Annotated in this window: 28 protein-coding genes; 15 read left to right on the forward strand and 13 right to left on the reverse strand. The window is 67.5% G+C overall.

Features of this window, described 5'->3' with window-relative positions; genetic code table 11:
- Positions 1–3: 3 nt before the first annotated feature.
- From paaD to ASD05_RS00765, 7 genes are all read right to left on the reverse strand, one after another.
- Entirely contained in the window at positions 4–531 is a 528-nt protein-coding gene (paaD, locus tag ASD05_RS00735; RefSeq protein WP_157609916.1) for a 1,2-phenylacetyl-CoA epoxidase subunit PaaD, read from the reverse strand.
- Entirely contained in the window at positions 528–1,301 is a 774-nt protein-coding gene (paaC, locus tag ASD05_RS00740; protein WP_056586269.1) for a 1,2-phenylacetyl-CoA epoxidase subunit PaaC, read from the reverse strand. The genes paaD and paaC overlap by 4 nt, the downstream gene beginning before the upstream one ends.
- Before the next feature lie 167 nt (positions 1,302–1,468).
- The gene (gene paaB / locus ASD05_RS00745) at positions 1,469–1,765 is read right to left on the reverse strand and encodes a 1,2-phenylacetyl-CoA epoxidase subunit PaaB (protein WP_056586272.1); all 297 of its coding nucleotides are present in this window, start codon (positions 1,763–1,765) and stop codon (positions 1,469–1,471) included.
- On the reverse strand, positions 1,762–2,772 hold the full coding sequence (paaA, locus tag ASD05_RS00750) for a 1,2-phenylacetyl-CoA epoxidase subunit PaaA (RefSeq protein WP_056586275.1): 1,011 nt from the start codon (positions 2,770–2,772) through the stop codon (positions 1,762–1,764). The genes paaB and paaA overlap by 4 nt, the downstream gene beginning before the upstream one ends.
- Before the next feature lie 36 nt (positions 2,773–2,808).
- A complete protein-coding gene (gene paaK, locus ASD05_RS00755; RefSeq protein WP_056586278.1) occupies positions 2,809–4,119 on the reverse strand; it encodes a phenylacetate--CoA ligase PaaK in 1,311 nt (436 codons plus the stop codon).
- A gap of 13 nt (positions 4,120–4,132) precedes the next feature.
- Entirely contained in the window at positions 4,133–4,576 is a 444-nt protein-coding gene (gene paaI / locus ASD05_RS00760; protein ID WP_007837426.1) for a hydroxyphenylacetyl-CoA thioesterase PaaI, read from the reverse strand.
- A 336-nt stretch (positions 4,577–4,912) separates the two neighbouring features.
- Entirely contained in the window at positions 4,913–5,716 is an 804-nt protein-coding gene (locus tag ASD05_RS00765; RefSeq protein WP_056586282.1) for an enoyl-CoA hydratase-related protein, read from the reverse strand.
- Between the two features lie 153 nt (positions 5,717–5,869).
- Between ASD05_RS00765 and ASD05_RS00770 the strand changes: the two genes are divergently transcribed.
- Entirely contained in the window at positions 5,870–6,472 is a 603-nt protein-coding gene (locus ASD05_RS00770) for a phenylacetic acid degradation protein PaaY (protein WP_056586285.1), read from the forward strand.
- 65 nt (positions 6,473–6,537) lie between these two features.
- On the forward strand, positions 6,538–7,179 hold the full coding sequence (locus ASD05_RS00775; RefSeq protein WP_056586288.1) for a TetR/AcrR family transcriptional regulator: 642 nt from the start codon (positions 6,538–6,540) through the stop codon (positions 7,177–7,179).
- Here the strand turns inward: ASD05_RS00775 and ASD05_RS00780 are convergent.
- Genes ASD05_RS00780 through ASD05_RS00795 form a run of 4 tightly spaced genes read right to left on the reverse strand, consistent with a single transcriptional unit; the run spans position 7,163 to position 11,215 of the window.
- Entirely contained in the window at positions 7,163–8,200 is a 1,038-nt protein-coding gene (locus ASD05_RS00780; protein ID WP_056586291.1) for a VWA domain-containing protein, read from the reverse strand. The genes ASD05_RS00775 and ASD05_RS00780 overlap by 17 nt on opposite strands.
- Complete coding sequence (locus ASD05_RS00785; RefSeq protein ID WP_056586294.1) at positions 8,197–9,186, reverse strand: DUF58 domain-containing protein; 990 nt, start codon at positions 9,184–9,186, stop codon at positions 8,197–8,199. The genes ASD05_RS00780 and ASD05_RS00785 overlap by 4 nt, the downstream gene beginning before the upstream one ends.
- Positions 9,167–10,180 carry an AAA family ATPase gene (locus ASD05_RS00790; protein ID WP_056586296.1) on the reverse strand — a complete coding sequence of 338 codons (1,014 nt, stop codon included), beginning with the start codon at positions 10,178–10,180 and terminating at the stop codon, positions 9,167–9,169. Before ASD05_RS00790 ends, ASD05_RS00785 begins: the two co-directional genes overlap by 20 nt.
- Before the next feature lie 24 nt (positions 10,181–10,204).
- Positions 10,205–11,215 (reverse strand): S1C family serine protease, encoded by a 1,011-nt coding sequence (locus ASD05_RS00795; protein WP_056586299.1) that lies wholly within the window; start codon positions 11,213–11,215, stop codon positions 10,205–10,207.
- 88 nt (positions 11,216–11,303) lie between these two features.
- Here ASD05_RS00795 and ASD05_RS00800 point away from each other — a divergent pair, with 88 nt between their 5' ends.
- The 7 genes from ASD05_RS00800 to ASD05_RS00830 all read left to right on the forward strand — a co-directional run bounded on the left by ASD05_RS00800 (position 11,304) and on the right by ASD05_RS00830 (position 18,067).
- Entirely contained in the window at positions 11,304–12,164 is an 861-nt protein-coding gene (locus ASD05_RS00800) for a TatD family hydrolase (protein ID WP_056586301.1), read from the forward strand.
- Positions 12,165–12,294: 130 nt separating this feature from the next.
- Positions 12,295–12,711 (forward strand): hypothetical protein, encoded by a 417-nt coding sequence (locus tag ASD05_RS00805; RefSeq protein ID WP_056586304.1) that lies wholly within the window; start codon positions 12,295–12,297, stop codon positions 12,709–12,711.
- Positions 12,712–12,812: 101 nt separating this feature from the next.
- Positions 12,813–13,343, forward strand: a complete 531-nt coding sequence (locus tag ASD05_RS00810) for a DNA-deoxyinosine glycosylase (protein ID WP_056587745.1) — start codon at positions 12,813–12,815, stop codon at positions 13,341–13,343.
- Complete coding sequence (locus tag ASD05_RS00815; RefSeq protein WP_056586306.1) at positions 13,343–14,128, forward strand: hypothetical protein; 786 nt, start codon at positions 13,343–13,345, stop codon at positions 14,126–14,128. The genes ASD05_RS00810 and ASD05_RS00815 overlap by 1 nt, the downstream gene beginning before the upstream one ends.
- A complete protein-coding gene (locus ASD05_RS00820; RefSeq protein WP_056586309.1) occupies positions 14,125–15,921 on the forward strand; it encodes a GspE/PulE family protein in 1,797 nt (598 codons plus the stop codon). The genes ASD05_RS00815 and ASD05_RS00820 overlap by 4 nt, the downstream gene beginning before the upstream one ends.
- Before the next feature lie 126 nt (positions 15,922–16,047).
- Positions 16,048–16,536 (forward strand): tripartite tricarboxylate transporter TctB family protein, encoded by a 489-nt coding sequence (locus ASD05_RS00825; RefSeq protein WP_007837406.1) that lies wholly within the window; start codon positions 16,048–16,050, stop codon positions 16,534–16,536.
- A 19-nt stretch (positions 16,537–16,555) separates the two neighbouring features.
- Complete coding sequence (locus tag ASD05_RS00830) at positions 16,556–18,067, forward strand: tripartite tricarboxylate transporter permease (protein ID WP_056586312.1); 1,512 nt, start codon at positions 16,556–16,558, stop codon at positions 18,065–18,067.
- A 131-nt stretch (positions 18,068–18,198) separates the two neighbouring features.
- On the opposite strand, the gene ASD05_RS00835 is transcribed toward ASD05_RS00830, so the two are convergent.
- Positions 18,199–19,125 carry a LysR family transcriptional regulator gene (locus ASD05_RS00835; protein WP_056586315.1) on the reverse strand — a complete coding sequence of 309 codons (927 nt, stop codon included), beginning with the start codon at positions 19,123–19,125 and terminating at the stop codon, positions 18,199–18,201.
- A 95-nt stretch (positions 19,126–19,220) separates the two neighbouring features.
- Here ASD05_RS00835 and ASD05_RS00840 point away from each other — a divergent pair, with 95 nt between their 5' ends.
- The 4 genes from ASD05_RS00840 to ASD05_RS00855 are packed head-to-tail and all read left to right on the forward strand — an operon-like array spanning position 19,221 to position 23,611.
- Positions 19,221–20,192 carry a Bug family tripartite tricarboxylate transporter substrate binding protein gene (locus ASD05_RS00840; protein WP_056586318.1) on the forward strand — a complete coding sequence of 324 codons (972 nt, stop codon included), beginning with the start codon at positions 19,221–19,223 and terminating at the stop codon, positions 20,190–20,192.
- Between the two features lie 16 nt (positions 20,193–20,208).
- Positions 20,209–21,822, forward strand: a complete 1,614-nt coding sequence (locus tag ASD05_RS00845; RefSeq protein WP_056586322.1) for a gamma-glutamyltransferase family protein — start codon at positions 20,209–20,211, stop codon at positions 21,820–21,822.
- 21 nt (positions 21,823–21,843) lie between these two features.
- Positions 21,844–22,806: a DMT family transporter gene (locus tag ASD05_RS00850; protein ID WP_056586324.1), complete on the forward strand. Its 963-nt coding sequence runs from the start codon at positions 21,844–21,846 to the stop codon at positions 22,804–22,806.
- A gap of 10 nt (positions 22,807–22,816) precedes the next feature.
- Positions 22,817–23,611: an SDR family oxidoreductase gene (locus tag ASD05_RS00855; RefSeq protein WP_056586327.1), complete on the forward strand. Its 795-nt coding sequence runs from the start codon at positions 22,817–22,819 to the stop codon at positions 23,609–23,611.
- 116 nt (positions 23,612–23,727) lie between these two features.
- Here the strand turns inward: ASD05_RS00855 and ASD05_RS00860 are convergent, their stop codons facing one another.
- Positions 23,728–24,636, reverse strand: coding sequence for a DMT family transporter (locus ASD05_RS00860; RefSeq protein ID WP_056586330.1), 909 nt, complete (start codon positions 24,634–24,636; stop codon positions 23,728–23,730).
- 108 nt (positions 24,637–24,744) lie between these two features.
- Between ASD05_RS00860 and ASD05_RS00865 the strand changes: the two genes are divergently transcribed.
- Both ASD05_RS00865 and ASD05_RS00870 read left to right on the forward strand, forming a co-directional pair.
- A complete protein-coding gene (locus tag ASD05_RS00865; RefSeq protein WP_056587748.1) occupies positions 24,745–25,728 on the forward strand; it encodes a quinone oxidoreductase family protein in 984 nt (327 codons plus the stop codon).
- Between the two features lie 112 nt (positions 25,729–25,840).
- Positions 25,841–26,242, forward strand: a complete 402-nt coding sequence (locus ASD05_RS00870) for a response regulator (protein WP_056586333.1) — start codon at positions 25,841–25,843, stop codon at positions 26,240–26,242.
- The last annotated feature ends 44 nt before the right edge of the window (positions 26,243–26,286 follow it).

Genomic DNA, 26,286 nt, shown 5'->3' on the forward strand with positions numbered 1-26,286 from the left:
GCCTTAGATAGGCTTGAAATGTTCGAAGGGTTCGCGGCAGGCCACGCAGCGGTACAGCGCCTTGCAGGCGGTGGAGCCGAAGGCGGAGAGGCGCTCGGTGCGCTCGCTGGCGCAGCGTGGGCAGGCGATGCGTTCGCCGGCGATGCGGCCGAAGAGCTTGATCGGCATGGCGGTGTCGGCCGCCTGCTGGGCGTTCAGGTGCGCGGGCGGTGCGATGCCATAGGCCTTGAGCTTGGCGCGGCCTTCGTCGCTGATCCAGTCGCTGGTCCAAGCGGGCGCGCGGCGCAGCGTGGCCCGCGCGCGGCCGAGGCCGGCCTGCTCGATGGCGGCCAGCACGTCGTGCTCGATGGCTTCGGTGGCCGGGCAGCCGGAGTAGGTCGGCGTGAGCACGATCTCGAGACCGTCGTCGTGTTCGATCACGTCGCGCACGATGCCGAGGTCGCAGACCGACACGGCCGGCACCTCGGGGTCGGGCACGGTGTGCAGCACCGCCCATGCCGCGTCGATGCGCGAGGCGAGGGCGTTCGTCACCACACGCCTCCCGGAAAGCTGCGCTGCAGGTGCTGCATCTCCGCGAGGATGTAGCCCATGTGCTCGCTGTGCACGCCGTGCTTGCCGGTGCTGCGGAAGGCGGCTTCCTGCGGCATGGCGAGGCCGGCGGCGTTGAGCACCTGTTGCATTTCGGCGAGCCAGGGTTCGCGCAGTTCGCTCCACGCCGGACCGAGACCGCTGGCGCTGGCTTCGGCATCGACCGCGTCGCTGAAGAAGAGCTCGGGCATGTAGAGCCACAGCTGCTTGAGTGCCTTTTCGGTGCGGCGGCGCGATTCGTCGGTGCCGTCGCCCAGCCGCACCACCCAGTCGCCCGAATGCTGCTGGTGGTAGCGCGCCTCCTTTACGGCCTTGCCTGCGATGGCGGCCACTTCGGGGTCATTCGATGCGGCCAGGCGCTGCCACAGCAGCTTGAGCAGCGTGGACACCATGGTGTTGCGCACCACGGCAAAGGCGAAGTCGCCGCGCGGCAGTTCGGCGATGGTGAGGTTGAAGTAGTCGCGTTCGTCGCGCAGGTAGGCGAGCTGGTCTTCGTCGTGCTCGCGGCCTTCGATGCGGCCCGCGTGTGTCAGCAGCGCGCGCGCCTGCCCGACGAGGTCGAGCGCGATGTTGGCCATCGCGATGTCTTCCTCCAGCACGGGTGCGTGGCCGCACCATTCGCCGAGGCGCTGCGCGAGCACGAGGCATGTGTCGCCGATGCGCAGCAGGTATTGCACGGCGGGTGTTCGGTTCAGTTCGATCGAGGCTTGCATTTCATTGGCTCTGTCTTGCTCCCTCTCCCCTTGGGGAGAGGGTTGGGGTGAGGGCGCGGGCGGTGGAAAAGGTCTGGCGGTAGCGAAGGCCGGGAGCCCTCACCCCAACCCTCTCCCAGAGGGAGAGGGAGCAACACGAAGTCCACGTGCAGGCGTTCATCGGAGGCTCACATGTGATCCACGGACTTGGGCAGTGTGTAGAAGGTCGGATGCCGGTACACCTTGTCCTCTGCCGGATCGAAGAACATGTCCTTGTCCCCCGGATCGCTCGCCACGATCTGGTCCGAGCGCACCACCCAGATGCTGCTGCCTTCCTGTCGACGCGTGTACACGTCGCGCGCCATCTGAATCGCCATCTTCGGATCGGCCGCGTGCAGGCTGCCGCAATGCTTGTGATCGAGCCCAGCCTTGCTGCGCACGAACACTTCCCACAAGGGCCACTCTTGCTTCTGTTCGACGGTCATGCCGCCTCCTTCATCGGTTGTTTGTTGGCGTGGGACATCGCGGCTTCGCGCACCCACGCGCCCTCTTCCCAGGCGTCGACACGGGCCTGCAGCCGTTCGCGGTTGCAGGGGCCGTCGCCGCCGATCACGCGCCAGAACTCGCTCCAGTCGATCGCGCCGAAGTCGTGCGCCTGGCGCTCTTCGTTCCACTTGAGGTCGGGGTCGGGCAAGGTCACGCCGAGGATGGCGGCCTGCTCGACGGCAGCGTCGATGAACTTCTGGCGCAGCTCGTCGTTGCTGAAGCGCTTGATGCCCCAGCGCATCGACTGCGCGCTGTTGGGCGACTGGTCGTCGGGCGGGCCGAACATCATGATCGACGGCCACCACCAGCGGTTGACCGCGTCCTGCACCATCGCCTTCTGCGCCTCGGTGCCGTGGGTCATCATGGTCAGCAAGGCTTCGTAGCCCTGGCGCTGGTGAAAGCTCTCCTCGCGGCAGATGCGGATCATGGCGCGCGCATACGGCGCGTATGAGCAGCGGCAGATCGGCACCTGGTTCATGATGGCCGCGCCATCGACCAGCCAGCCGATGGTGCCCATGTCGGCCCAGGTCAGCGTGGGGTAGTTGAAGATCGAACTGTACTTGGCCTTGCCGCTGTGCAGCGCGTCGAACATCTGGTCGCGCGAGGTGCCCAGCGTTTCGGCGGCGGCATACAGGTAGAGGCCGTGGCCGCCTTCGTCCTGCACCTTGGCCAGCAGGATGGCCTTGCGCTTGAGCGTGGGCGCACGGCTGATCCAGTTGCCTTCGGGCAGCATGCCGACGATTTCCGAATGCGCGTGCTGGCTGATCTGCCGCACCAGCGTCTTGCGGTAGTGCTCGGGCATCCAGTCCTTCGCCTCGATGAAGTCGCCGGCGTCGATGTGCGCGTCGAAGCGCTCTTCGAGCTTCATCTCCTCGGCGGAGCGCACGGCCTTCTGCTTGCCGTCGCCTGCGTCCTTGCCCATGGTGTCCATTGCCTGGGTGTACATGTGCGTGTCCTTTCGGTGAATGGATGTGGAATGGCTTCAGCGCGGGCGCGTGTCGATCACGCGGCGGGCCTTGCCGGTCTGCGTGCGCTCCATCTCGTCGGGGCCGTGCACGACCACACGGGCGGAGATGCCGATCAGCGTCTTCACGCGGTGCTGCACCCACTCGGAGATGGCGCTGCGGTCGGCCGCAGCAGCCTCGTGGGGCGTCAGTTCGCAGTGCACCTCGACCTGGTCGAGCAGGCCCTCGCGGCTCACGCGCACCTGGTAGAGGCCGGTGAGGGCGCTGTGCGCGAGCACGATCTCTTCCACCTGCGTGGGGAAGACGTTGACGCCGCGGATGATCATCATGTCGTCGCTGCGCCCGACGATCTTGCCCATGCGGCGGAACGAGCGCGAGGTGGGCGGCAACAGGCGCGTGAGATCGCGCGTGCGGTAGCGCACGATGGGCATGGCCTCCTTGCTCAGCGAGGTGAAGACGAGTTCGCCTTCTTCGCCGTCGGCCTTCAGCTTGCCGGTCTCGGGGTCGATGATCTCGGGGTAGAAGTGGTCTTCCCAGATGACGGGGCCGTCCTTGCTCTCGACGCATTCGCTGGCCACGCCCGGGCCCATCACTTCCGATAGGCCGTAGATGTCGACCGCGTCGATGCCGGCCTTGGCCTCGATGTCGCGGCGCATGGCTTCGGTCCACGGCTCGGCGCCGAAGATGCCGACCTTGAGCGAGCTGTCTTTCGCGTCCAGGCCCTGGCGCTCGAACTGCTCGATGATCACCTGCATGTAGCTGGGCGTGACCATGATGATGTCGGGCTTGAAGTCCTGGATGAGCTGGACCTGCTTCTCGGTCTGGCCGCCTGACATCGGGATGACGGTGCAGCCCGCGCGCTCGGCACCGTAGTGCGCGCCGAGGCCGCCGGTGAACAGGCCGTAGCCGTACGACACATGCACCATGTCGCCGGGCCGTCCGCCCGCGGCGCGGATGGAACGGGCGACGAGGTCGGCCCAGGTGTCGATGTCCTTCAGTGTGTAGCCGACCACGGTCGGCTTGCCGGTGGTGCCCGACGAGGCGTGGATGCGCGCCACCTTCTCGCGCGGCACGGCGAACATGCCGAAGGGGTAGTTGTCGCGCAGGTCGCTCTTCACCGTGAACGGGAACTTCGACAGGTCGGCGAGTGACTTCAGGTCGTCGGGGTGCACGCCCTTGGCGTCGAAGGCCTTGCGGTAGTGGGGCACGTTGTCGTAGGCGCGCTGCAGCGTGGCGCGCAGGCGCTGGATCTGCAGCGCGGTGATTTCGTCGCGGCTCGCGGTTTCGATCGGCTCGAGGTCGCCGGGGTTGGGGCGTTTGACTGTCATGTGTCTTGTCTCCTCAGGCAGCAACGGCGGGGCGGCCCTTGGCGGTGTAGGAGCGGCCGCGGAACATCGCGATGCGCTCGCCGCGCTGGTTGGTGATTTCGGTGTCGTACACGCCGGTGCGGCCGGCCTTCGACACTTCGTGGCAGCGCGCGGTGAGCACGTCGCCCTCTCGCGCCGGGGCGATGAAGTCGATGGAAAAGCCCGAGGCCACGGTCAGTTCGTTGTACGAGTTGCAGGCAAAGGCGAAGGTCGAGTCGGCCAGCACGGCCATGAAGCCGCCGTGGCAGGTGGCGTGGCCGTTGAGCATGTCAGGGCGCACCTTCATCTCTATGGTGGCTTGGCCGGGGCCGACCTCGACGATGCGCATGCCGAGGCCCTGGGTGGCGTTGTCGTTCGCGAGCATGCCGTCGCGGACATACTCGGCCGTTTGTTGAGGAGTGCGGGTGGGTTCGGTCATCTTTTTTCAGCTGGCTCGAAGTTGCGTATTTGGGTTCGGGGCGCGTGCCCAGGCCACCGGGTACTCCCCTCCGCGAATGTCCCCCGGCCTGCGGCCTCCTCCTTTATTTCGCTGCGGGGAGCACCCGATGTCCTGCGCACAGGGCACGCTGCTGGTTTGCGGCCAATCAACCATTGCTCTGAACGCTCACGCCGGCGGGGTGCCTTGCGCAGCGAAATAAAGGAGGAGCCCGAAGGGTGGGGGACATTCGCGGAGCAAGGCACCCCCTCGGCGTGAGCGCGCCCCGAAGCACCCGTTTCACGCACAACGCGAAAGATCGAGAAGCAAGGCTTCATCTCAGCGGTCCTTGAACACCGGCGCACGCTTCGCGCGGAAGGCTTCGACGCCTTCGCGGTAGTCGTTGGCATTGCCCATGACGCGCTGCAGTCGGGCTTCTTCGTCGAGCGCCGTCCGCAGGTCCATGTCCTGCGCATCGGCCATGGCCTGGCGCGTGGCGACGAGGGCGCGGGTCGGCATGGCCGCCAGCTTCGATGCGAGGGCCGCCGCGGTTTCGGCCAGCGCCGCGTCGTCCACGCATTGCCAGATCAGGCCGATGCGCGCTGCGTCTTCGGCCGGCAGCTTGTCGCCCAGCATCGCGATGCCCAGCGCGCGGGCCGAACCCACGAGGCGCGGCAGCAGCCAGGTGCCGCCGGTGTCGGGCACGAGGCCGATCTTGGTGAAGGCCTGGATGAAGCTGGCCGAGCGGCCGGCCACGACGAGGTCGCAGCACAGCGCGAGGTTGGCGCCCGCTCCGGCCGCAACGCCGTTCACCGCGGCGATCACCGGCACCGGCATCGAACGCAGGCGTGCGACGAGCGGGGCGTAATAAGTGGAGATGACATGGCCCAGGTCCTTGGGTGCGGCGCCCGGAGTCGGGTCGGGCGCGACAGAGGGATCGGCGAGGTCCTGGCCGGCACAGAAGGCGCGGCCGGCGCCCGTGAGCACCACGCAGCGCACGCTCTCGTCTTGCGCTGCGGCTTTCAGCGCCGCCATCAACTCCGCATGCAGCTCGGTCGTGAAGCTGTTGAGCGCCGCAGGGCGGTTGAGGCTCAACGTGCGGACGGTGCCGGCGTTGCCGGTGAGTACCAATGGCTCAGGCATGGCGTGTCTCTTTCATCCTCTGTGGGGGGGTGGACCGGCGTGCAAACACTATTGACCGACCGTTCGGTTGATTTTAGGATCGACCTCAATCCCGGCACAAGCGGGGTTGGTTCAGGGCAAACCCTGAGTCACGGAAAAAAGGAGCCCGACCCAATGCCCAGCTATTCCATCGACGGCGTGATTCCCGTCGTCGACCCGAGCGCGTACGTGCACCCCACGGCGGTGCTGATCGGCGACGTGATCGTCGGCCCGAACTGCTATGTGGGCCCCTGCGCCAGCCTGCGCGGCGACTTCGGCCGCATCGTGCTGGAGGAGGGCTCGAACGTGCAGGACCATTGCTGCGTGCACGGCTTTCCCGACAACGACACGGTGATCGAGGTCAATGGCCACATCGGCCACGGCGCGATCCTGCACAGCTGCATCGTGCGGCGCGACGCGCTGGTGGGCATGAACGCGGTGGTGATGGACGAGGCCGAGATCGGCGAGAAGGCCATCGTCGCGGCCTGCGCCTTCGTGCCGGCCGGCATGAAGGTGCCGGCGCGCTCGCTGGTCGCGGGCATTCCGGCGAAGGTGAAGCGCGAGCTGGGCGAGGACGAGATCGCCTGGAAACTCGAGGGCACGCAGACCTACCAGGCGCTCACGGTGCGCAGCCTCGCGAGCCTGCATGAAGTGGCGCCGCTCGCGCAGGTGGAGCCGCACCGCCCGCGCCTGCCGGCCACGGAAGTGCGTTCGCTCATCGCCACGAAGCGGGGCTGATCCGGCTCGCGCTTCGTGCAAGATCGCCCGTTGCCCTCAACAGTCCAACCCAGGAACAAGAACCGATGCCGCGTGGAAGATCCGCCACCTACGACGACCAGCGTGAACTGATCCTCGCGCAGGCCGCCCAGCTGTTCGCACGCAGCGGCTATCCCGCCACCTCGATGAACCAGGTGGCCGAGGCCTGCGGGCTCTCGAAGGCGACGCTCTACCACTACTACAAGGACAAGAGCAGCCTGCTGATCAGCATCGCCGAGACGCATGTGTCCAAGCTGGCGGCGCTGGTGGCCGAGGAAGAGGCGTCGACGCACACCGACGAGCAGCGCCTGCGCCGCTTCATCTACCGCATCGTCGAGGAATACGCCGGCGCGCAGGACGCGCACCGCGTGCTCACCGACGACGTGCGCTTTCTCGAAGAGGCCGACCGCGAGCGCGTGCTCGACAAGGAGCGCGAGGTGGTCGCGGGCTTTGCGCGCGCCGTGTCGGCGCTGCGCCCCGGCGCGCCGAGCGACGATCTCGCCAAGCCGCTGACCATGCTGCTGTTCGGCATGATCAACTGGATGTTCACCTGGATGAAGCCCGATGGCCGGCTCGACCACGCGGCCATCGCGCCGATCGTGGCCGACCTGTTCCTGGGAGGCATCGGCGCGGTCAAGTCGCCCGATGCGCCGGCCGCCGTGCCGCGCGGGCCTAGAGAATCCGGTTGAACCAGAGCAGCGACAGCCCCGCAGACAGCAGCGTGAGCACCGCGGCACCCAGCGCGAACAGCGCCGAGATCTCGGTTTCCTTCTTCTCCACGGTGAGCTTGGAGCTCAGCGTCTCGTAGACCTTCTTCAGGTCGTTCGCCGTGCCGGCGTAGAAGTACTCGGCGTTCGTCTTGTTGGCGATGGCCTTGAGCGTTTCCTCGTCGAGCCGCACGCGCATCGACCAGCCCTCGAAGCCGATAGTCTCGCCGTCGACCGTGCCCACGCCCACCGTGTAGATGCGCACGCCGCGGTCGGCCGCAGCCTTGGCCGCGTCGAGCGGGTCGACGCCGGTGGTGCGCTGCCCGTCGGTCAGCATGATGATGGCGGCCGAGGTAAAAGAGCCCGGCGCCACGGGCGTGAAGTCCTTGAGTTTCTTCTCCGACTGGTCGATGGCCGCGCCGCGCTGGCGGCTCGGCGCGCTGAACTGCTCGACGTCGATGCCCGCGTCGGGGAACAGCGTGGCCAGCGACACCACGATGGCGTTGCCCGTGGCAGTGGCGCGCTGCAGCTGGAAGCTGTCGATGGCGGCCACCAGGTCCTCGTGGTTGGTGGTGGGCAGCTGCGCCACCTGCGCGCTGCCCGCGAAGGCGACGATGCCCACCTTCACGCTGCGCGGCAGGTCCTTGATGAAGCTCTTGGCCGCCTCCTGCGCCGCCACGAGCCGGTTGGGCTGCACGTCGGCCGCGCGCATGCTGCCCGACACGTCCATCGCCAGGATGATGGTCTGCTGGTTCGACGGCAGCACCACCACCGCCATCGGCCGCGCCGCGGCCACCAGCATCGCAGCCATCGCCAGCAGGAACAGCGCGGGCGGCAGATGCCGCCGCATGCTCTGCCCGGCACCCATGGCCTCGCGCACGATCGACAGGCTCGCGTAGCGCACCGCCAGCTTCTTCTTGCGGCGCAGCAGCCAGAGGTAGAGCAGGATCAGCAGCGGCAGGGCCGCCAGCAGCCATAGGAATTGAGGCCAGAGAAAAGTCATGCTGCCACCGCCTTCATGCCTGCCGGGCCGATGCGCGCGCGGCGCTTGCGCAGATCGGCGAAACGAACGATGGCTTCCACCAGGTCGTCATTGGTCGAGAGTTCGAGCGCGTCGACGCCGGCCCTGGCCAGTGCCTCGCGCAGTGCGGTTTCACGTTCGGACGCCAGGCGCGCGAAGCGCTTGCGAAAGCCCGCGTCGTGGGTGTCGACCCACAGCTGCTCGCCGGTCTCGGCGTCGCGCAGCGGCACCAGGCCGAGGTCGGGCAGCTCGAGTTCGAGCGGGTCGAACAGGCGCACCGCGATCACCTCGTGGCGCTGCACCAGCTGGCCGAGCGGGCGCTCCCAGCCGGGCTCGCTCAGGAAGTCGGACACCACGAACACGGTGGAGCGGCGCGGCATCAGCGTGGCGGCCGACTTGAGCAGGTCGGCCAGGCGCGTCATGCCTTTCTGCGTGGGCGCGGCCTCGGCCTTTTCAGCGCGCTTCTCCATCGCGTGCAGCAGGTGCAGCACGTGGCGCCGTCCGGTGCGCGGCGGAATCACCGCTTCGAGATCGCTGCCGTAGACCAGCGCGCCCACCCGGTTGCCGTGCCGCGTGAGCAACCGCGCCAGCACGCCGACGAAACCCGCCGAGACCTCGCGCTTGGCCTTCAGGCCCGAGCCGAAATCGACCGAGCGGCTCAGGTCGAGCACGAACCACGCAGCCATCTCGCGGTCTTCGGTGAACACGCGCACGTGCGGCGTCTGCAGCCGCGCGGTGACGTTCCAGTCGATGTGGCGCACGTCGTCGTGGTGCTGGTACTCGCGCAGGTCGGCCAGGTCGAGGCCGGTGCCGCGCATCAGCGTGCGGTAGTCGCCCTGCAGCAGGCCGTCGAGGCGGCGGATCACGGTCCATTCGAGCCGGCGCAGCGCGCGTTCGGCCCCGCCGGCTTCTGCGGCGAGCCGTTCGTCGTTCGCGGCCGCGGGGGCCTTACGCCACCAGCTTTTCATGTTCGAGAGGTTTGGGTGGAGCGGGAACCGCACGCATGATCTTCTCGACCAGTCCGTCGGGCGTCAGTCCCTCGGACAGGCCTTCGTAGGAAAGCGTCACGCGGTGGCGCAGCACATCGGGCACCAGCGCCGTCATGTCTTCCGGCAGCGCGTAGCTGCGGCCGCGCAGCAGCGCCAGGGCACGCGCGCCCTCGGTCAGGCTGATGCTGGCGCGCGGGCTGGCACCGAAGGTGATGAAGCGGCGCAAGTCCTTCAGGCCATGTTTCTCGGGCGTGCGCGTGGCCGACACCAGCTTCACTGCGTACTGGATCAGCGAAGGGTCGACATACACGCGCCGCGCCTCGGCCTGCAGCGCAGCGAGCTGCTCGGTGGTGGCCACAGGCGTGGCGTTGACGGGCGGGCCGATCACGCGCTGGACGATGACGAATTCTTCCTCGTCGCTCGGGTAGTCGACCAGCACCTTCATCATGAAGCGATCGACCTGCGCCTCGGGCAGTGGGTAGGTGCCCTCGGTCTCGATGGGGTTCTGCGTGGCCATCACGAGGAAGGGGCGCGGCACCTTGTGCGTCTCGCCGGCGATGGTCACCTGGCGCTCCTGCATCACTTCGAGCAGCGCGCTCTGCACCTTGGCCGGCGCGCGGTTGATTTCGTCGGCCAGCAGCAGGTTGGCGAACACCGGTCCCAGCGAGGTGCTGAACTCGCCCGTCTTCTGGTTGTAGATGCGCGTGCCCACGAGGTCGGCGGGCACGAGGTCGGGCGTGAACTGGATGCGCTTGAACTGGCCGCGCACGATGTCGGCCAGCGTCTTGACGGTGAGCGTCTTTGCCAGGCCGGGCACGCCCTCGACCAGCAGGTGCCCGCCTGCGAGCATGGCGACCATCACGCGCTCGAGAAAGCGGTCCTGGCCCACGACCACGCGCTTCACCTCGTAGAGGATCTGCTCCATCAGTTCGGCGGTGCCGGCGGGCGTGGGATTGACGGTTTCTGAGCTCATGCGAAGGACTTTCGAAAAGAATCGTCAGAACGGCGGCGAACCCGCGGCGGACGCGGCGTTCTCGATGGGCACCGCGAAGCCGATGCCGATGAAGGTGCGCTGCTGTGTCGGGTTGAGGATGGCGGTCACGATGCCGAGCACCTCGCCGTCCATGTTGATCAGCGGCCCGCCCGAATTGCCGGGGTTGGCCGCCGCGTCGAACTGGATCAGGTTGCCCAGCTCCTGCTTGCCCTCGGGCGAGCGGAACGAACGCTTCAGGCCCGACACCACGCCAGCCGACACGGAGGGCCCGATGCCGAACGGAAAGCCCACGGCCGCCACCTGGTCGCCGGGCCGCAGGTCGGCGGTCGAGCGCATGGTGGCGGGGATCAGGTCGTCGGGAATCTTCTGCGCCTGCAGCACGGCAAGGTCGTTCTCGGGTTGCACGCCGGTGATGGTGGCCACGGCCTCCAGGCCGTCGAAGAAGGTGACCTTGATCTTGTCGGCGCCCGCGACCACGTGCAGATTGGTCAGGATCACGCCCTTGTCGACGATCACCACCCCCGTGCCCACGCCGCGCTCGACCTCGCCCGGTGTGCCGCCATCGCTGGGGGCTTCGGGCGGCTTGCCCTTGGCGAGGTTGCGGCCGCGCTTCTGGATCTTGGCTTCGGGCGTGTTCTTTTCTTCGCCGTAGCTCACCACCCGCACCACCGAGGGCCGGATGATGTCCGCGGCCTTGGCGGCCGGCGAGGGCAGGGTGTTGGTCTGCAGCGTGCGCAGCACGGCCGCGTCGATGTCTTTCTGCGTGAGGGCCTTGGGGCCCGGACGCGGGACCCACAGCGCCGCGCCGGTGACCAGCGCGGCCGACAGCACGACCAGCATCGCGAAGCTGCGGCGGCCGGGTTGCCAGCCGGTCTTCCTTGCGGGGGCGGCTTGCAGCGCAGGGCCCGCGCCGACCGCCTCGGGCGAGGCTGGCGCCCCTGCCCGTTCGGCCGCCTCGTCTGCGGCCGGTGGCAGCGTGCGGGGCGAATGGCTGTAGACACCTGGCCTGCGCATCGGAGCACCTCCGGCAAAAAAATCGCGTGAAGGAGTTCACAGTAGCACGCTTTCCACGCCTGCGCATCCCATCGGGCATCATCGCGCGATGGCTACCTTCGTCGATACCCACTGCCACCTGGATGCGCCTGAATTCGGTGCCGAGATGCCCGTCCTGCGCGCCCGCGCCGCCGCGCGGGGCGTGGCGATGTGCGTAATCCCGGCGGTGGCCGCCTTCAACTTCGCCGCCGTGCGTGAACTGGCCCATGCGCAGGGCGATGCCTACGCGCTGGGCATCCACCCGCTGTGCACCGGCGAGGCGAAAGACGAAGACCTCGAAACCCTCGATGCCGAGCTGGCCGCGCGGCGCGGCGACCCGCGGCTGGTGGCGGTCGGCGAGGTCGGGCTCGACTACTTCGTCGAGGGGCTCGACGGCGAGAAGCAGGAGCGTTTTTTTCACACTCAGTTGCAACTGGCACGCAGGCACGGGTTACCCGTGCTGATCCATGTGCGGCGCTCGGTCGACAAGGTGCTCAAGCACCTGCGGCAGACGGCAGCCGGCAAGCCATGGCAGGGCATTGCGCATGCCTTCAACGGCAGCGAGCAGCAGGCGCATGCGTGCATCGAGCTCGGGTTGAAGCTCGGCTTCGGCGGCGCGGTGACCTTCGAACGCGCGCTGCAGCTGCGGCGGCTGGCCGCCACCTTGCCGCTCGGATCGATCGTGATGGAAACCGATGCGCCCGATATCCAGCCGCACTGGCTGTACCGCACGCAGGCCCAGCGCGATGCCGGCGAGCCGCAGGGCCGCAACCAGCCGGCCGAGCTGCCGCGCATCGCCGAAGTGGTGGCCGGCCTGCGCGGCATCGGCCTCGACGAGCTGGCCGCAGCCACCACCCGGAATGCGCTCGAAGCGCTGCCGCGTCTGGAAAATCTCATGGCCATGTCGGCGCGTCCGCCGCACCCCGCGTAGGCCAATGCCCCGTCCTGCCTGCATGCGGGCAGATGCCGCGGATTTGCTGTCATCCTCGAGCGCCACCAGTTCGTTGCTGGTTCAGTGGCAAGCAAGTCACTCAAAACTTCATCCAACAAGGAGCTTTTACATGAGCACGTCTTTCGTTCGCACCATGCCCGTCGTCCTCGCACTGGCACTCGCCTCCATCGGCGTGTCGGCCGTGGCCCAGACCACCGCGCCTGCAGCCGCGCCGGCCCCCGCTGTGGCCCCGGCCGAGCCCACAACCACCGAGAAGATGAAAGAGACTGGCAAGGAAGCCGTCGACGCCACCAAGCGCACGACCAAGAAGGCTGTCGCCGCCACCGAGAGCGGCACCAAGAAGGCCTGGAATGCCACCAAGCGCACCACCAAGAAGGCCACCAACGCCACCAAGAAGGCAGCCACCAAGACCGGCGAAGCCGTCGAGAACGCCGGCCACAAGACGGCCGACGGCATGCGCAGCACCGGCAAGGCCATCGGCGAGAAGATCCCCGGCACGGCCGAGAACGAAGCCGCCAAGAAGTAAGTGATCCCGGACCTGTTCCGGCCTTCGCGAAAGAACCCGCTTCGGCGGGTTTTTTCATGGGCGGTGCAAACGCGCGCGCGACGGTGGCACGATTGCCGCCCATGAATCCACCCGCCGCATCCGCTACCGCCGCGAGCACGCTGCTCACAGGGCTCGCGCCCATCGTGTCGCCGGCCACCGTGGTGCTGGTCCTCGGCAGCTTCCCCGGGGTCAAGTCGCTCGAACGGCAGCAGTACTATGCACACCCCCAAAACCAGTTCTGGAAGATCTTGCAAGCCGTCTGGCCCGAAGTTCCCTTGCCGTCGGGCATAGACAGCTACGCGCAGCGCTGCCGGTGGCTGCTCGACCGCGGTCTGGGCGTGTGGGACGTGTACGGCGCCTGCGAGCGCGAGGGCAGCCTCGATTCGGCCATCCGCGCGCCCGTGGCGAACGACATCGCCGGGCTGCACCTGCCAAAGCTCGCGGCCATCGCGCACAACGGCGGCGAGAGCTTCAAGCACGCACGGCACACGCGCACCCTCGGCGTGCCGGTCTACCCGCTGCCTTCCACCAGTCCCGCCAATGCGTCGTGGAGCTTCGAGCGCAAGCTCGCGGCCTGGCGCGAGGTCTTCGCCGCCCACCAACTCGTCTGATGGCATCCAGCAAAATTCCCGCCGTTCTTCCCGAAGTCAATTTTTCCGACTGGGGCGACATCCGCTACCTGCACCTGGGCACCGAATGGGTCCAGGGCTCGATGAAGCTGGACGCGCCCTTCGAGATCGAACTCGAATACGTGCAGCGCATGATGGCCTGGCTGCTGTTCGCCGACAGCAAGACCGTGGCCAGCCGCCATGCGATGCAGCTCGGCCTGGGCGCGGCCACGCTCACCAAGTTCAGCCGCAAGATCCTGCGCATGCGCACCACCGCGATCGAGCTCAATCCGCAGGTGGTGTCGGCTTGCCGCGGCTGGTTCAAGTTGCCGCCGGACGACCCGAAGCTGCGCGTGGTGATCGCCGATGCGGCCGCCGAGATCCGCAAGCCCGAATGGCACGGCACGGTCGATGCGCTGCAGGTCGACCTGTACGACCACGAGGCCGCCGCACCCGTGCTCGACAGCGAAGACTTCTATGCCGACTGCCGCGCGCTGCTCACCGAGGACGGCTGCATGACGGTCAACCTCTTCGGCCGCTCGTCGAGCTATGAGCGCAGCCTCGAAAAGATCGCCGGCGCCTTCGGTGCCGATGCCGTCTGGGCCTTCAGGCCGACGCGCGAAGGCAACACGGTGGTGCTCGCGCAGCGCACGCCGAGCCGCCCGAAGCGCGAGGCGCTTGCCGAGCGCGCCCAAACGATCCAGACTCGCTGGAGCCTGCCCGCGCCGAAATGGCTGCGGGTCTTCAAGCCCCTGAATATTTCACTTACCCGACCTGCCGGCTCATGAGCGTTGTTCCCGCTGTTTCTGCTCCCGCCCCCCTGGCTGCCCGCCACGAAGGCCCGCTCGACCTGCGCCGCCTGATCGAATGGCTGGCTACCGACGGCGTGATCTCGCCCATGGAGGCCAAGCGCACCATCGCGCGCTGCGCCCAGGCCGAAAGCCGGCAGGCGCCGCTGGTGCGGCTGGCCAACGTGGCCATGACGCGCGAGGGCGACGGCAAGCCGCTCGATCTCGAAATGCTCACGCAATGGCTCGCGGGCCGCGCCGGGCTCACGTACCTGCGCATCGATCCGCTCAAGGTCGACGTGGGCAAGGTGGCCGACACCATGAGCGCTGCGTATGCCGAGCGCCACAAGGTGCTGCCGGTGCAGGTGCTGCCCAACGAGGTGGTGGTGGCCACGGCCGAGCCCTTTCTCACCGACTGGATCGCCGAGGTCGAGCGCCAGTCGCGCCGCGCGGTGCGCCGCGTGGTCGCCAACCCGGCCGACATCCAGCGCTACACGGCCGAGTTCTTCGCGCTCGCGAAGTCGGTGCGCGCCGCGCAGAAGGCCGGCGGCAACACCGGCGGCGCGAGCTTCGAGCAGCTGGTGGAGCTCGGCAAGAGCAACAAGCAGCTCGACGCCAACGACCAGAGCGTGGTGCAGGTGGTCGACTGGCTCTGGCAGTACGCCTTCGACCAGCGTGCGAGCGACATCCACCTGGAGCCGCGCCGCGAGCAGGGCGTGATCCGCTTTCGCATCGACGGCATCCTGCATCCGGCCTACCAGATGCCGATGGGCGTGATGAACGCGATGGTCGCGCGCATCAAGCTGCTGGGCCGCATGGACGTGGTGGAAAAGCGCCGTCCGCTCGATGGCCGCATCAAGACCCGCAACATGCGCGGCGACGAAGTCGAAATGCGCCTGTCGACCCTGCCGACCGCGTTCGGCGAGAAGATGGTGATGCGCATCTTCGACCCCGACACCGCAGTGAAGGATCTCGACGCGCTGGGCTTCTCGCAGCACGACGCGCAGCGCTGGGAGCAGCTGGTGACGCGGCCCAACGGCATCATCCTGGTGACCGGGCCCACGGGCTCGGGCAAGACCACCACGCTGTACTCCACGCTCAAGCGCGTGGCGACCGAAGAGGTCAACGTGAGCACGGTGGAAGACCCGATCGAAATGATCGAGCCGTCGTTCAACCAGACGCAGGTGCAGCCGCAGCTCGACTTCGGCTTCACCGAGGGCCTGCGCGCGCTGATGCGGCAGGACCCGGACATCATCATGGTCGGCGAAATCCGCGACCTCGCCACCGCCGAGATGGCGGTGCAGGCCGCGCTCACCGGCCACCTCGTGTTCAGCACGCTGCACACCAACGATGCGCCGAGCGCCATCACGCGGCTGATGGAGCTGGGCGTGCCCTCGTACCTCATCAACGCGGTGATGCTGGGCGTGCTCGCGCAGCGGCTGGTGCGCACGCTGTGCCCCAACTGCAAGCAGCCCGACGACACCGTCACGCGCGAGAAGCTCGAGACCATCGTCAAGCCGTGGCAGATCACGGGTTCGGTGCGTGCGTACAAGCCCGTGGGCTGCGTCGATTGCCGCATGACCGGGTACATGGGGCGCATGGGCCTCTACGAACTGCTGAGCATCAGCGAGGCGTTCAAGGGCAACGTGACCAAGGAGCCCAACCTCGCGGGTCTGCGCCGCCAGGCCGTGATCGACGGCATGCGGCCGCTGCGGCTGGCCGGCGCGCTGCGCGTGGCCGAGGGCGTGACCACCATCGAGGAAGTGCTGAGCGCCACGCCGCCACTGGAATAGTCTTTCGCCCCAGGACCCTGAGTCCTTTCGGGTTATCCCTAGGCCTTTTGTTAGTGGAATCCACATCAGGCTGACCGGAGGCTGACTCGACAATCCCGCATCGAAATTTGTTCGAGGAGACTGTTCGTGAAGATCAAGAGTCAGAAAGACTTTTTCTCGGGCCTGATGTTCACGGTGGTGGGTGTGGCGTTCGCATGGGGCGCCACCACCTACACCGTGGGCAGCGGAGCCCGCATGGGTCCGGGTTATTTCCCGTTGATGCTCGGCATCCTGATGGCCCTCATCGGCCTCGGGATCATGTTCAGCGGGCTCACCGTTGAAACCACCGACGGCGAGAAGATCGGCAAATGGGCCTGGAAGCAGGTGGTGTTCATCCTGGGCGCCAACCTCGCATTCGGCATCCTGCTCGGCGGCCTGCCGAGCATCGGCGTTCCCGCCATGGGCATGATCATCGCCATCTACGCGCTGGTGATCATCTCCAGCCTTGCGGGCCATGAGTTCAAGCTGCCCAGCGTGCTGATCCTGGCCACCGTGCTGGCCATTGGCAGCTATGTCGCATTCATCTGGGCGCTGAAGCTCCAGATCCAGGTCTGGCCGACCTTCATCACCGGCTGAGAAGAAAGCTGCTCACATCATGGAATTGGTTGAACACCTCTCGATGGGTTTTGGCGTTGCCTTTACCTTCACCAACCTGCTGTACTGCCTGATCGGCTGCATCCTGGGCACGCTGATCGGCGTGCTCCCGGGCATCGGCCCGGTCGCGACCATCGCGATGCTGCTGCCCGCCACGTACGCGCTGCCGCCCGTGTCGGCGCTGATCATGCTGGCCGGTATCTATTACGGCGCCCAGTACGGTGGCTCCACCACCGCGATTCTGGTCAACCTGCCCGGTGAGTCTTCATCGGTGGTGACAGTGATCGACGGCTACCAGATGGCCCGAAAAGGGAGAGCCGGACCGGCGCTCGCCGCCGCCGGCCTGGGTTCGTTCTTCGCGGGTTGCGTCGGCACGCTGATCCTGGCTGCCTTCGCACCGCCGCTGACCGAGCTGGCCTTCAAGTTCGGCCCGGCCGAATACTTCTCGCTGATGATCCTGGGCTTGATCGGCGCCGTGGTGCTGGCTTCGGGATCGCTGCTCAAGGCCATCGCGATGATCGTGCTGGGCCTGCTGCTGGGCCTGGTCGGCACCGACGTGAATTCGGGCGTGGCACGCTACAGCTTCGACATTCCTGAACTCACCGACGGCATCGGCTTCGTGGCCATCGCCATGGGCGTGTTCGGCTACGGCGAAATCATTGCCAACCTCTCGCGCCCCGACGACGAGCGTGAAGTGTTCACCGCCAAGGTCTCGGGCCTGTTCCCGACCAAGGAAGACTTCAAGCGCATGCTGCCCGCGGTGCTTCGTGGCACGGCACTGGGCGCGGCACTGGGCATCCTGCCCGGCGGCGGCGCGCTGCTGGCGGCCTTCGCGGCCTACACGATCGAGAAGAAGACCAAGCTGAAGCCGGGCGAAGTGCCCTTCGGCAAGGGCAACATCCGCGGCGTGGCGGCCCCCGAGTCGGCCAACAACGCCGGTGCGCAAACCTCCTTCATCCCGCTGCTGACGCTGGGCATTCCGCCCAACGCGGTGATGGCGCTGATGGTGGGCGCCATGACGATCCACAACATCCAGCCCGGCCCGCAGGTCATGACCAGCAACCCCGAGCTGTTCTGGGGGCTGATCGCCTCGATGTGGATCGGCAACGCGATGCTGATCATCCTGAACCTTCCGCTGATCGGCATGTGGATCAAGCTGCTGTCGGTGCCGTACAAGTACCTGTTCCCGGCGATCGTGCTGTTCTGCGCGATCGGCGTGTACTCGACCAACAACAACACCTTCGACATCTGGATGGTGGGCATCTTCGGTCTGGTGGGCTACACCTTCTTCAAACTCGGCTGCGAGCCCGCGCCGCTGCTGCTGGGTTTCATCCTCGGCCCGATGATGGAAGAGAACCTGCGCCGCTCGCTGCTGCTGTCGCGTGGCGACTGGAGCGTGTTCGTGACGCGCCCGATCTCGGCGAGCCTGCTGGCTGCGGCTGCGCTGCTGCTGATCATCGTGCTGCTTCCGGCTGTGAAGTCGAAGCGCGAAGAGGCTTTCGTCGAGGAATAAGCTCACCCCCAGGCTGCGCGCACTTCGTGTCGCTGCCCCTTCCCCCTGCCGGGGGCAACACCTGCGGCCCGGCGAAGCCGGTTCCGCGGTGTTTCACGAAAGACGGCGCCCCTTCTGGCGCCGTTTCATTTTCAGGACTTGCTCGCCCGCGGCGGCTTCATGTGCTGTCGTGCCATCGCCAGGAAGGCCATCCCGGCCGGGCTCAGGGGATGCTTGGCCAAGCGCACGGCGACCACCGGGTACTCCAGCGTGGGCCGCGTCACGCCCACGGCGCGCAGGTTGCCCGGCATCAGCACCTCCACGTAGCGCGGCAGCAGCGCCACCCCCGCGCCTGACTGGATGAGGCCGAACGCCGTCGACAGCATCGACACGTGATGCACCACGCGCGGGTACACGTTGGCCATGCTTGCGAGCTGGCGGCTCACGGCGCGCCACACATTGGCGTCGGGGTTGACGTGGATGAACGGCAGTCCCTCCAGGTGCTTGGCATCGACCACCGCGTGCTGCGCCAGCGGATGGTCTTCGCGCACGAACAGGGCCATGCGCTCCGAGAACAGCGGCTCGGTCGCCAGCTCCGAATGCTTCTGGCCGATGTCCGAGCCGAAGCCCAGGTCGGCCTCCTGCGAGAGGATGCGCGAGATCATCTGCTCCGCCGTGCTGTCGAGCAGCGTGGTCGCGAGCGTCGGGTGCTTCTGCGAAAAGCGCCCGAGCAGCGGCGGCAGCAGGGCGCCGGCCGTGAGATGGCCCACCGCCAGCACGATGCGGCCTTCGCGCAGCTGCGACTGCGAGCGGCAGGCGCCCACGGATTCATCGATCAGCCGCAGCGCCCGCACCGCCGTGTCGACCATCATCTGGCCCGCGTTGGTCATGCGGATGCGGCGCCCGCGCACCACCAGCGGCTGCGCCAGCTCTTCTTCCAGCCGCTTGATCAGGTGGCTGATGGCGGGCTGCGTGAGCTGCAATGCCTCGGCCGCGAGCGTGAAGCTGCCCGTCTCGGCCACCGCCGCCAGCGCCCGCAGCTGCTGCAGCGAGATCTCTTCCGCGGTGGTTCTTGTCATAAGCAATGTTCATAGTTGAATAAGCAGAATTATCTGGCTTGATGCGCCGCTGCTGCATAGCATCAACTTCTCGTTCACAGGCACAGATCCCGCACATGAAACGCCTCCAGTTCCTCCAGGTGCTTGCCGTCGCACTCGGCGTGGCCGCCTCGTCCACCAGCCTCGCGCAGGGCTATCCGAACAAGCCGATCCGCCTGATCGTGCCGTTCCCGGCGGCCGGCGCCACCGACCTGTTCGCCCGCACGCTGGGGCAGAAGATGGGCGACAAGCTCGGCACCACGCTGGTGGTCGACAACAAGCCCGGCGCGGGCGGCGCCATCGGCTCCGACCAGGCCGCCAAGGCCGCGCCCGACGGCTACACGATCCTGCTGGCCACCACCAGCACGCACTCGATCGGCCCGGCCGTCAGCAAGCTGCCCTACGACACGGTGCGCGACTTCACGCCCATCGCACACGTGGGCGATGCGGCCAGCATCATGTTGGTGCCCGTGAATTCGCCCGCGAAGACGGTGCGCGAGTGGATCGACTACGCGAAGAAGAACCCCGGCAAGCTCAACTACGCGTCGAGCGGCAACGGCACCATCGTGCAGCTCACGGCCGAGCTGTTCAAGGCGCAGGCCGGCGTGTTCGTCACGCACATTCCCTACAAGGGCACGGCGCTGGCCATTCCTGACCTGATCAGCGGCAAGGTCGACGTGCTGTTCGATTCGCTGCCCACCGGCATGCCGCACGTGCGCGACGGCCGTCTGCGCGCGCTGGGCGTCACCTCGCTCAAGCGCAGCCCGCTGGCGCCCGAGCTGCCGCCCATCGCCGATACGCTGCCGGGCTACGAGTCGAACACGTGGTTCGGCTTCTATGGTCCGAAGAACCTGCCGGCGGACATCGTCGCGAAAATCAACAAGGCCGCCAACGAGGCGCTGGCCGACCCCGATGTGAAAGAGAAGCTCGCGCGCCTGGGCATCGAGTCCGCGACGCCGGGCACGCCCGAGCAGTTTGCGAAGATGGTGGCAGCAGACGCCGCCAAGTGGAAGAAGATCGTGGTCGACCGCAAGATCACCAACGAATAAGGCAAGGCACACCGACATGAACTTCGACTTCAACAATCCGTACCTCTCCACCCGCATCCCGATCTTCGCGCGCAACGTGGTGTCGACCTCGCACCCGCTGGCCTCGCAGGCCGGGCTGCGCATCCTGCAGCAGGGCGGCAACGCGGTCGATGCGGCCATCGCCACCGCCGCCGTGATGACGCTGGTCGAGCCCGTGAGCAACGGCCTGGGCAGCGACGCCTTCTGCATCCTGTGGGACGGCAAGGAACTGCACGGCCTGAACGCCTCGGGCCCCGCGCCCAAGGCCTGGACGCCCGAATACTTCAAGGCCAAGTACGGCGCCGACGCCACGACGCCGCCGATGCGCGGCATCGACTCGGTCACGGTGCCGGGCGCGGTGCGCGGCTGGGTCGCGATGAGCGATCGCTTCGGCAAGCTGCCGTTCGCCGACCTGCTCGCGCCGGCCATCGACATCGCCGAGCGCGGCTACCTCGTGCCGCCGGTGGTGCAGGGCAAGTGGGCCGCGGCCACGCCGGTGCTGCAGTCGCAGCCGGGCTTTGCGCAGACCTTCCTGCCCTGGGGCCGTGCGCCCGAGATCGGCGAGCTGTTCCGCTTCACGGCCGCTGCGCGGGCGCTGAAGGCCATCGCCCGCACCAAGGGCGAGGCCTACTACAACGGCGAGATCGCCGAGGCGCTCGCGAAGTTCTCGAAGGAGCAGGGCGGCGCGCTTACCGTGGCCGATCTCGCGGCCTACCAGCCCGAGTGGGTCAAGCCGATCTCGCGCGACTACCGCGGCCACACGCTGCACGAGATTCCGCCCAACGGCCAGGGCATTGCGGCGCTGATCGCGCTGGGCATCCTCGAGAAGTTCGACATCGCCTCGCTGCCGGTCGACTCGGTCGCCTCGCAGCATCTGCAGATCGAGGCCATGAAGCTGGCCTTTGCCGACGTGTACCGCTACGTGTCGGAGCCATCGTCGATGACGGTGACCCCCGCGCAAATGCTCGATGACGCCTACCTCGCATCGCGTGCGAGACTCATCGACGTGAAAAAGGCTCAGGACTTCAAGGCCGGCAACCCCGTGAAGGGCGGCACCATCTACCTCACCGCGGCGGACGAGCGCGGCATGATGGTGAGCTTCATCCAGAGCAACTACATGGGCTTCGGCTCGGGCTGCGTGGAGCCCGAGTTCGGCATCAGCCTGCAGAACCGTGGCCACGGCTTCAGCCTCAAGGCCGAGAGCCCGAACGTGGTGGCGCCGGGCAAGCGGCCGTTCCACACCATCATCCCGGCCTTCCTCACGAAGGACGGCCAGCCGGTGATGAGCTTCGGCGTGATGGGCGGCAACATGCAGCCTCAGGGCCACATGCAGACGCTGGTGCGCATGCTCGACTACGGGCAGAACCCGCAGGCCGCGTGCGATGCGCCGCGCTGGCGCTTCAACGCGGGGCTCGAGATCAACGTCGAGGCCGCGATGAACCCGGCCACGGTGCAGGGCTTGCGCGACCTGGGCCACCACCTCGACGTGATCGACGATTCGTACCAGGACTTCGGCGCCGGCCAGTTCATCTGGCGCGCGGGCGAGCCGTCGGTCGAAGGCTACGTGGCCGCGAGCGACCCGCGCCGCGACGGTCTCGCTGCAGGCTACTGAGGATCAAGGGATGATCGGGGAATGAACAAGACAGCCGCATCGATCGGCATTCCCCCTCACCAGGGCGCAAAGAAAGGCGTTGCGTCCGGCCTGATCCTCGCCACGCTGGGCGCTATCGCATTCAGCGGCAAGGCCATCATCGTCAAACTCGCGTACCGCTACGGCGTGGACGCCGTGACGCTCATCATGCTGCGCATGCTGTTCGCACTGCCGCTGTTCGCGCTCATGGCGTGGTGGGCGGGGCGCGGCAAGCCGGCGCTCACCGGCCGCGACTGGATCGGCGTGATCGGGCTCGGCTTCTCGGGCTACTACCTCGCGAGCTTTCTCGACTTTGCCGGGCTGGCCTACATCTCGGCCGGCTTCGAGCGGCTGATCCTGTATCTCAACCCCACGCTGGTGCTGTTCTTCGGCTGGCTGCTGTACCGGCGCCATCCGACGCGCCCGCAGGTGCTGGGTATGCTCGTGAGCTATGCCGGCGTGCTGCTGGTGTTCGGCCACGAACTCTGGACCGGCGGTGGCGGCAAGGGCGGCGGCGCGGCGGCCTGGGGCGCGTTCCTGGTCTTCCTGAGCGCGGTGAGCTATGCGGGCTATCTGGTCTACAGCGGCGAGTTCGTCAAGCGCCTCGGGTCGCTCAGGCTCGTGGGCCTGGCGACCACCGTGGCTTGCCTGCTGTGCATCCTGCAGTTCGTGCTGACGAGGCCGATGAGCGCGGCGATGCAGGTGGCGCCCGAGGTGATCTGGCTGTCGGTGCTCAACGCCACGCTGTGCACGGCGGTGCCCGTCCTCATGGTGATGATGGCCATCGAGCGCATCGGCCCTGCGGTGGCCGCGCAAACCGGCATGATCGGGCCGCTGTCGACCATCCTCATGGGGGTGGTCATACTCGGCGAGCCGTTCACCGCGTGGATCGCGGCCGGCACGGTGCTCGTGATCGCGGGCATCTTCGTTTTCACACGCAAGGGGCGCGAAGCCCCTGCACGATAGGAGCGACAACATGGATCTGGGTATCGCAGGCAAGACCGCGCTGGTATGCGGCGCGAGCAAGGGCCTCGGCTACGGCTGCGCCGAAGCGCTGGTGCGCGAAGGCGTCAACGTGGTGATCGTGGCACGCGGTGCCGAGGCGCTGGAAGCGGCGGCGAAGAAGCTGGCCGAAGCGGCAGGTGCATCGGGCGCCGCGTTCGTCAAGCACGTGGCGGCCGACATCACGACCGAAGCCGGCCGCGCGGCAGTGTTCGCGCTCGGCCACGACTTCGACATCGTCGTCACCAATGCGGGCGGCCCGCCGCCGGGCGACTTCCGCAACTGGGACCGCGAGGCCTGGATCAAGGCGGTCGACGCGAACATGCTGACGCCGATCGAGCTCATCAAGGCCACGGTCGATGGCATGGCCAAGCGCGGCTTCGGACGCATCGTCAACATCACCTCGAGCTCGGTGAAGTCGCCCATCGACATCCTCGGCCTGTCGAACGGCGCGCGCAGCGGCCTGACCGGCTTCGTGGCCGGCGTGGCGCGCACGCCCATCGCGGCGCAGGGCGTGACCATCAACAACCTGCTGCCGGGCTCGTTCGACACCGACCGCCTCAAGGGCACGATGGCCGGCGCTGCCCAGAAGTCGGGCCAGGACTTCGACACCGTGTGGGAAGCCCGCAAGAAGAACATCCCGGCCAGGCGCTTCGGCACGCCGGCCGAGTTTGGCGCCATCTGTGCCTTTCTTTGCAGCGTGCAGGCCGGCTACATGACCGGCCAGAACGTGCTGGCCGACGGTGGGGCCTACCCGGGCACGTATTGAGCTCGCCCCCAGGCTTCGCGCACTTCGTGTCGCTACTCCCACCCCCTACCGGGGGCAACACCAGCGGCCCGGCAAAGCCGGTTCCGCGGTGTTCGCTTGAAGAGGGCGTTGTTGAATCAGCGCCGTGACGACACCGCGATCCCGGCCACGATCAGCAGGAACGCCGCGCCGTGGTACCAGTGTGGCGGCTCGCGCAGGAAGGCTGCCGAAAGCACTGCCGCGAACAGTGGCGTGAGGTTCATGAAGATGCTCGCCGCCTGCGGACCCGCGCGCTGCACGCCGGTGCCCCAGCAGCGATAGGCCACCACCGCGGGGCCGATGCCGATGAACAGCATGGCGGCGACCAGCGGCCAGCCGATGTCGAGGTGCACGTCGGTCAGCGTCCACTCGCCGGCGGCCAGCGCGCCCGACCACGCGAGGCCGAACACCAGCTGCGCCATCAGGAACGCGGCCCAGTCTTGCCGCAGGGCCCTGGGCTCGTTCGTACGTGCCAGCAGCCAGCTGTAGAAGGCCCAGGCGATGGTGCCCAGGATCATGTAGAGGTCTCCCGGCACCAGCCGCAGCCCGAGCAGCTGCCGCCATTCGCCGCGGCTGAGCACCAGCAGCACGCCCGCCATCGACAGCAGCGCGCCGAAGATCTCGCGGGAGCTGACGCGTGCGCCGAAGAACAGCGTGCCCACCGCGAGCATCCACAGCGGCAGGCTGGAGCCGACCAGCGTGACGTTGATGGGCGTGGAGGTCTGCAGCGCGAGGTACTGGAAGGCGTTGTACAGGCCGATGCCGAGCAGCCCGAGCACGGCGTAGCGCTTCCAGTGCGCCCACACCGGGCTGCCGCGGCGCAACACCGGCGTGGCCAGCGGCAGCAGGAGCGCGAACGCGACGACCCAGCGCACGAAGTTCAGCGTGAGCGGTGAAACCAGTTCTCGCACCAGCCGGCCGACCACGGCATTGCCGGCCCAGAGCAGCGGAGGAACGACAAGCAGGAGGACGGTGGAAGGGGCAAGGCGCCGGTGCTGTGTCTGCATGGCGGCCGACTCTACCCGGGCAATGATGTCCCGCGCCGCCACGGGAAACCCAAACATGGCAGGATGCCCCTCCCTCTTCTTTTCCTGTACGTGGAGACTGCAACGATGATGAGCAAAGCCGTCCGTATCGACCGCAATGGCGGCCCCGAAGAACTGAAGATCGTCGACGTGGAAGTCGGCGAACCCGGCCCCGGCGAGATCCGCATCCGCCACAAGGCCGTGGGCCTGAACTTCATCGACACCTACCAGCGCAGCGGGCTCTACCCGTTCCAGATGCCGCTGCAGCTGGGCATGGAAGCCTCGGGCATCGTCGAGGCGGTGGGCGAGGGCGTGACGCACCTGAAGCCTGGCGATCGCGCAGCCTATGCCAGCCCGCCGCCCGGCGCCTACTGCGAGTTGCGCGTGATGCCCGCCAAGTGCGTGTGCAAGCTGCCCGACGACATCTCCTTCGAGACCGGTGCGGCCATGATGCTCAAGGGCCTGACCACGCAGTACCTGCTGAAGAAGACGCTGCCGGCCGAAGGCCTGCAGGCCGGTGACTTCATCCTGTTCCACGCTGCGGCCGGCGGCGTCGGGCTCATCGCCTGCCAGTGGGCCAGGGCGCTCGGCCTGCAGCTGATCGGCACGGCCGGCAGCGACGCCAAGTGCAAGCTCGCGCTCGACCACGGCGCGGCGCATGCCATCAACTACAGCACCGAAAACTTCGCGGCGCGCGTGAAGGAGATCACCGGCGGCAAGGGCGTGAAGGTGGCATACGACTCGGTCGGCAAGGACACCTACGAAGGCTCGATCGACAGCCTGCGCCCCTTCGGCCTGCTGGCGGTGTTCGGCAACGGCTCGGGACCGGTGCCGCCGATCAACCTCGGCACGCTGGCGTCCAAGGGCTCGCTCTACGTGACGCGGCCGACGCTGTTCACGCACATGGCCACGCGCGAAAGCACGCAGGCGATGGCCGACGACCTGTTCGCGGTGGTGCGCAGCGGCGCGGTGAAGATCCCGATCGGACAGCGCTATGCACTGGCCGACGTGCAGCAGGCGCACCGCGACCTCGAAGCGCGCAAGACCACCGGCTGCACGATCCTCACGCTCTGAATCCGCGGGCGCGGGGGCGCCAGCCTTGTCCTACCCGGCGTGGAGTGTCATACCTTCGACTTGTGCCGGGTGCAGTTTGTAGGCTGTGAACACAGCGCAGAGGCAAGCCGTCATGACCACCGTTCGCACTTTCATCGTGGAAGACAACCCCACCATCCGCAAGAACCTCATGGGCGCGCTGCGCGAGGTTGCGCGGGTCGATCCTGTGGGCGAAGCGGAGTCGGAGGAGGAGGCCTCGCGCTGGCTCTCATGCAACCTGTCGCAATGGGACCTGGCCATCGTCGACCTGTTCCTGAAGGACGGCACAGGCTTTAGCGTGCTCGAGGCGTGCCGTCACCGCGGGCCGGCGCAGAAGATCGTGGTGCTCAGCAACTTCGCCACGCCCGACATGCGGCGCAGATGCGCCCAGCTCGGTGCCGATGCCGTTTTCGACAAGGCCACCGAGATCGAGGACCTGATGGACTATTGCCTGCGCCGCCGTCAGGCGCAGTTCAGTTCATCGGCCGCACACTGAGGCAGGGGCATTCTTTCGCCGGCCGGCAGCGATGCCGGGCTTCG

The organism is Variovorax sp. Root434, assembly GCF_001426595.1.
In the GTDB taxonomy this organism is placed as follows: Bacteria; Pseudomonadota; Gammaproteobacteria; order Burkholderiales; family Burkholderiaceae_C; genus Variovorax.

Coding starts and splice junctions, on each gene's coding strand:
- paaC (WP_056586269.1), bottom strand. CDS start 1,301: ATGCAAGCCTCGATCGAACTGAACCGAACACCCGCCGTGCAATACCTG.
- paaB (WP_056586272.1), bottom strand. CDS start 1,765: ATGACCGTCGAACAGAAGCAAGAGTGGCCCTTGTGGGAAGTGTTCGTG.
- paaA (WP_056586275.1), bottom strand. CDS start 2,772: ATGTACACCCAGGCAATGGACACCATGGGCAAGGACGCAGGCGACGGC.
- paaK (WP_056586278.1), bottom strand. CDS start 4,119: ATGACAGTCAAACGCCCCAACCCCGGCGACCTCGAGCCGATCGAAACC.
- paaI (WP_007837426.1), bottom strand. CDS start 4,576: ATGACCGAACCCACCCGCACTCCTCAACAAACGGCCGAGTATGTCCGC.
- ASD05_RS00765 (WP_056586282.1), bottom strand. CDS start 5,716: ATGCCTGAGCCATTGGTACTCACCGGCAACGCCGGCACCGTCCGCACG.
- ASD05_RS00770 (WP_056586285.1), top strand. CDS start 5,870: ATGCCCAGCTATTCCATCGACGGCGTGATTCCCGTCGTCGACCCGAGC.
- ASD05_RS00775 (WP_056586288.1), top strand. CDS start 6,538: ATGCCGCGTGGAAGATCCGCCACCTACGACGACCAGCGTGAACTGATC.
- ASD05_RS00780 (WP_056586291.1), bottom strand. CDS start 8,200: ATGACTTTTCTCTGGCCTCAATTCCTATGGCTGCTGGCGGCCCTGCCG.
- ASD05_RS00785 (WP_056586294.1), bottom strand. CDS start 9,186: ATGAAAAGCTGGTGGCGTAAGGCCCCCGCGGCCGCGAACGACGAACGG.
- ASD05_RS00790 (WP_056586296.1), bottom strand. CDS start 10,180: ATGAGCTCAGAAACCGTCAATCCCACGCCCGCCGGCACCGCCGAACTG.
- ASD05_RS00795 (WP_056586299.1), bottom strand. CDS start 11,215: ATGCGCAGGCCAGGTGTCTACAGCCATTCGCCCCGCACGCTGCCACCG.
- ASD05_RS00800 (WP_056586301.1), top strand. CDS start 11,304: ATGGCTACCTTCGTCGATACCCACTGCCACCTGGATGCGCCTGAATTC.
- ASD05_RS00805 (WP_056586304.1), top strand. CDS start 12,295: ATGAGCACGTCTTTCGTTCGCACCATGCCCGTCGTCCTCGCACTGGCA.
- ASD05_RS00810 (WP_056587745.1), top strand. CDS start 12,813: ATGAATCCACCCGCCGCATCCGCTACCGCCGCGAGCACGCTGCTCACA.
- ASD05_RS00815 (WP_056586306.1), top strand. CDS start 13,343: ATGGCATCCAGCAAAATTCCCGCCGTTCTTCCCGAAGTCAATTTTTCC.
- ASD05_RS00820 (WP_056586309.1), top strand. CDS start 14,125: ATGAGCGTTGTTCCCGCTGTTTCTGCTCCCGCCCCCCTGGCTGCCCGC.
- ASD05_RS00830 (WP_056586312.1), top strand. CDS start 16,556: ATGGAATTGGTTGAACACCTCTCGATGGGTTTTGGCGTTGCCTTTACC.
- ASD05_RS00835 (WP_056586315.1), bottom strand. CDS start 19,125: ATGACAAGAACCACCGCGGAAGAGATCTCGCTGCAGCAGCTGCGGGCG.
- ASD05_RS00840 (WP_056586318.1), top strand. CDS start 19,221: ATGAAACGCCTCCAGTTCCTCCAGGTGCTTGCCGTCGCACTCGGCGTG.
- ASD05_RS00845 (WP_056586322.1), top strand. CDS start 20,209: ATGAACTTCGACTTCAACAATCCGTACCTCTCCACCCGCATCCCGATC.
- ASD05_RS00850 (WP_056586324.1), top strand. CDS start 21,844: ATGAACAAGACAGCCGCATCGATCGGCATTCCCCCTCACCAGGGCGCA.
- ASD05_RS00855 (WP_056586327.1), top strand. CDS start 22,817: ATGGATCTGGGTATCGCAGGCAAGACCGCGCTGGTATGCGGCGCGAGC.
- ASD05_RS00860 (WP_056586330.1), bottom strand. CDS start 24,636: ATGCAGACACAGCACCGGCGCCTTGCCCCTTCCACCGTCCTCCTGCTT.
- ASD05_RS00865 (WP_056587748.1), top strand. CDS start 24,745: ATGAGCAAAGCCGTCCGTATCGACCGCAATGGCGGCCCCGAAGAACTG.
- ASD05_RS00870 (WP_056586333.1), top strand. CDS start 25,841: ATGACCACCGTTCGCACTTTCATCGTGGAAGACAACCCCACCATCCGC.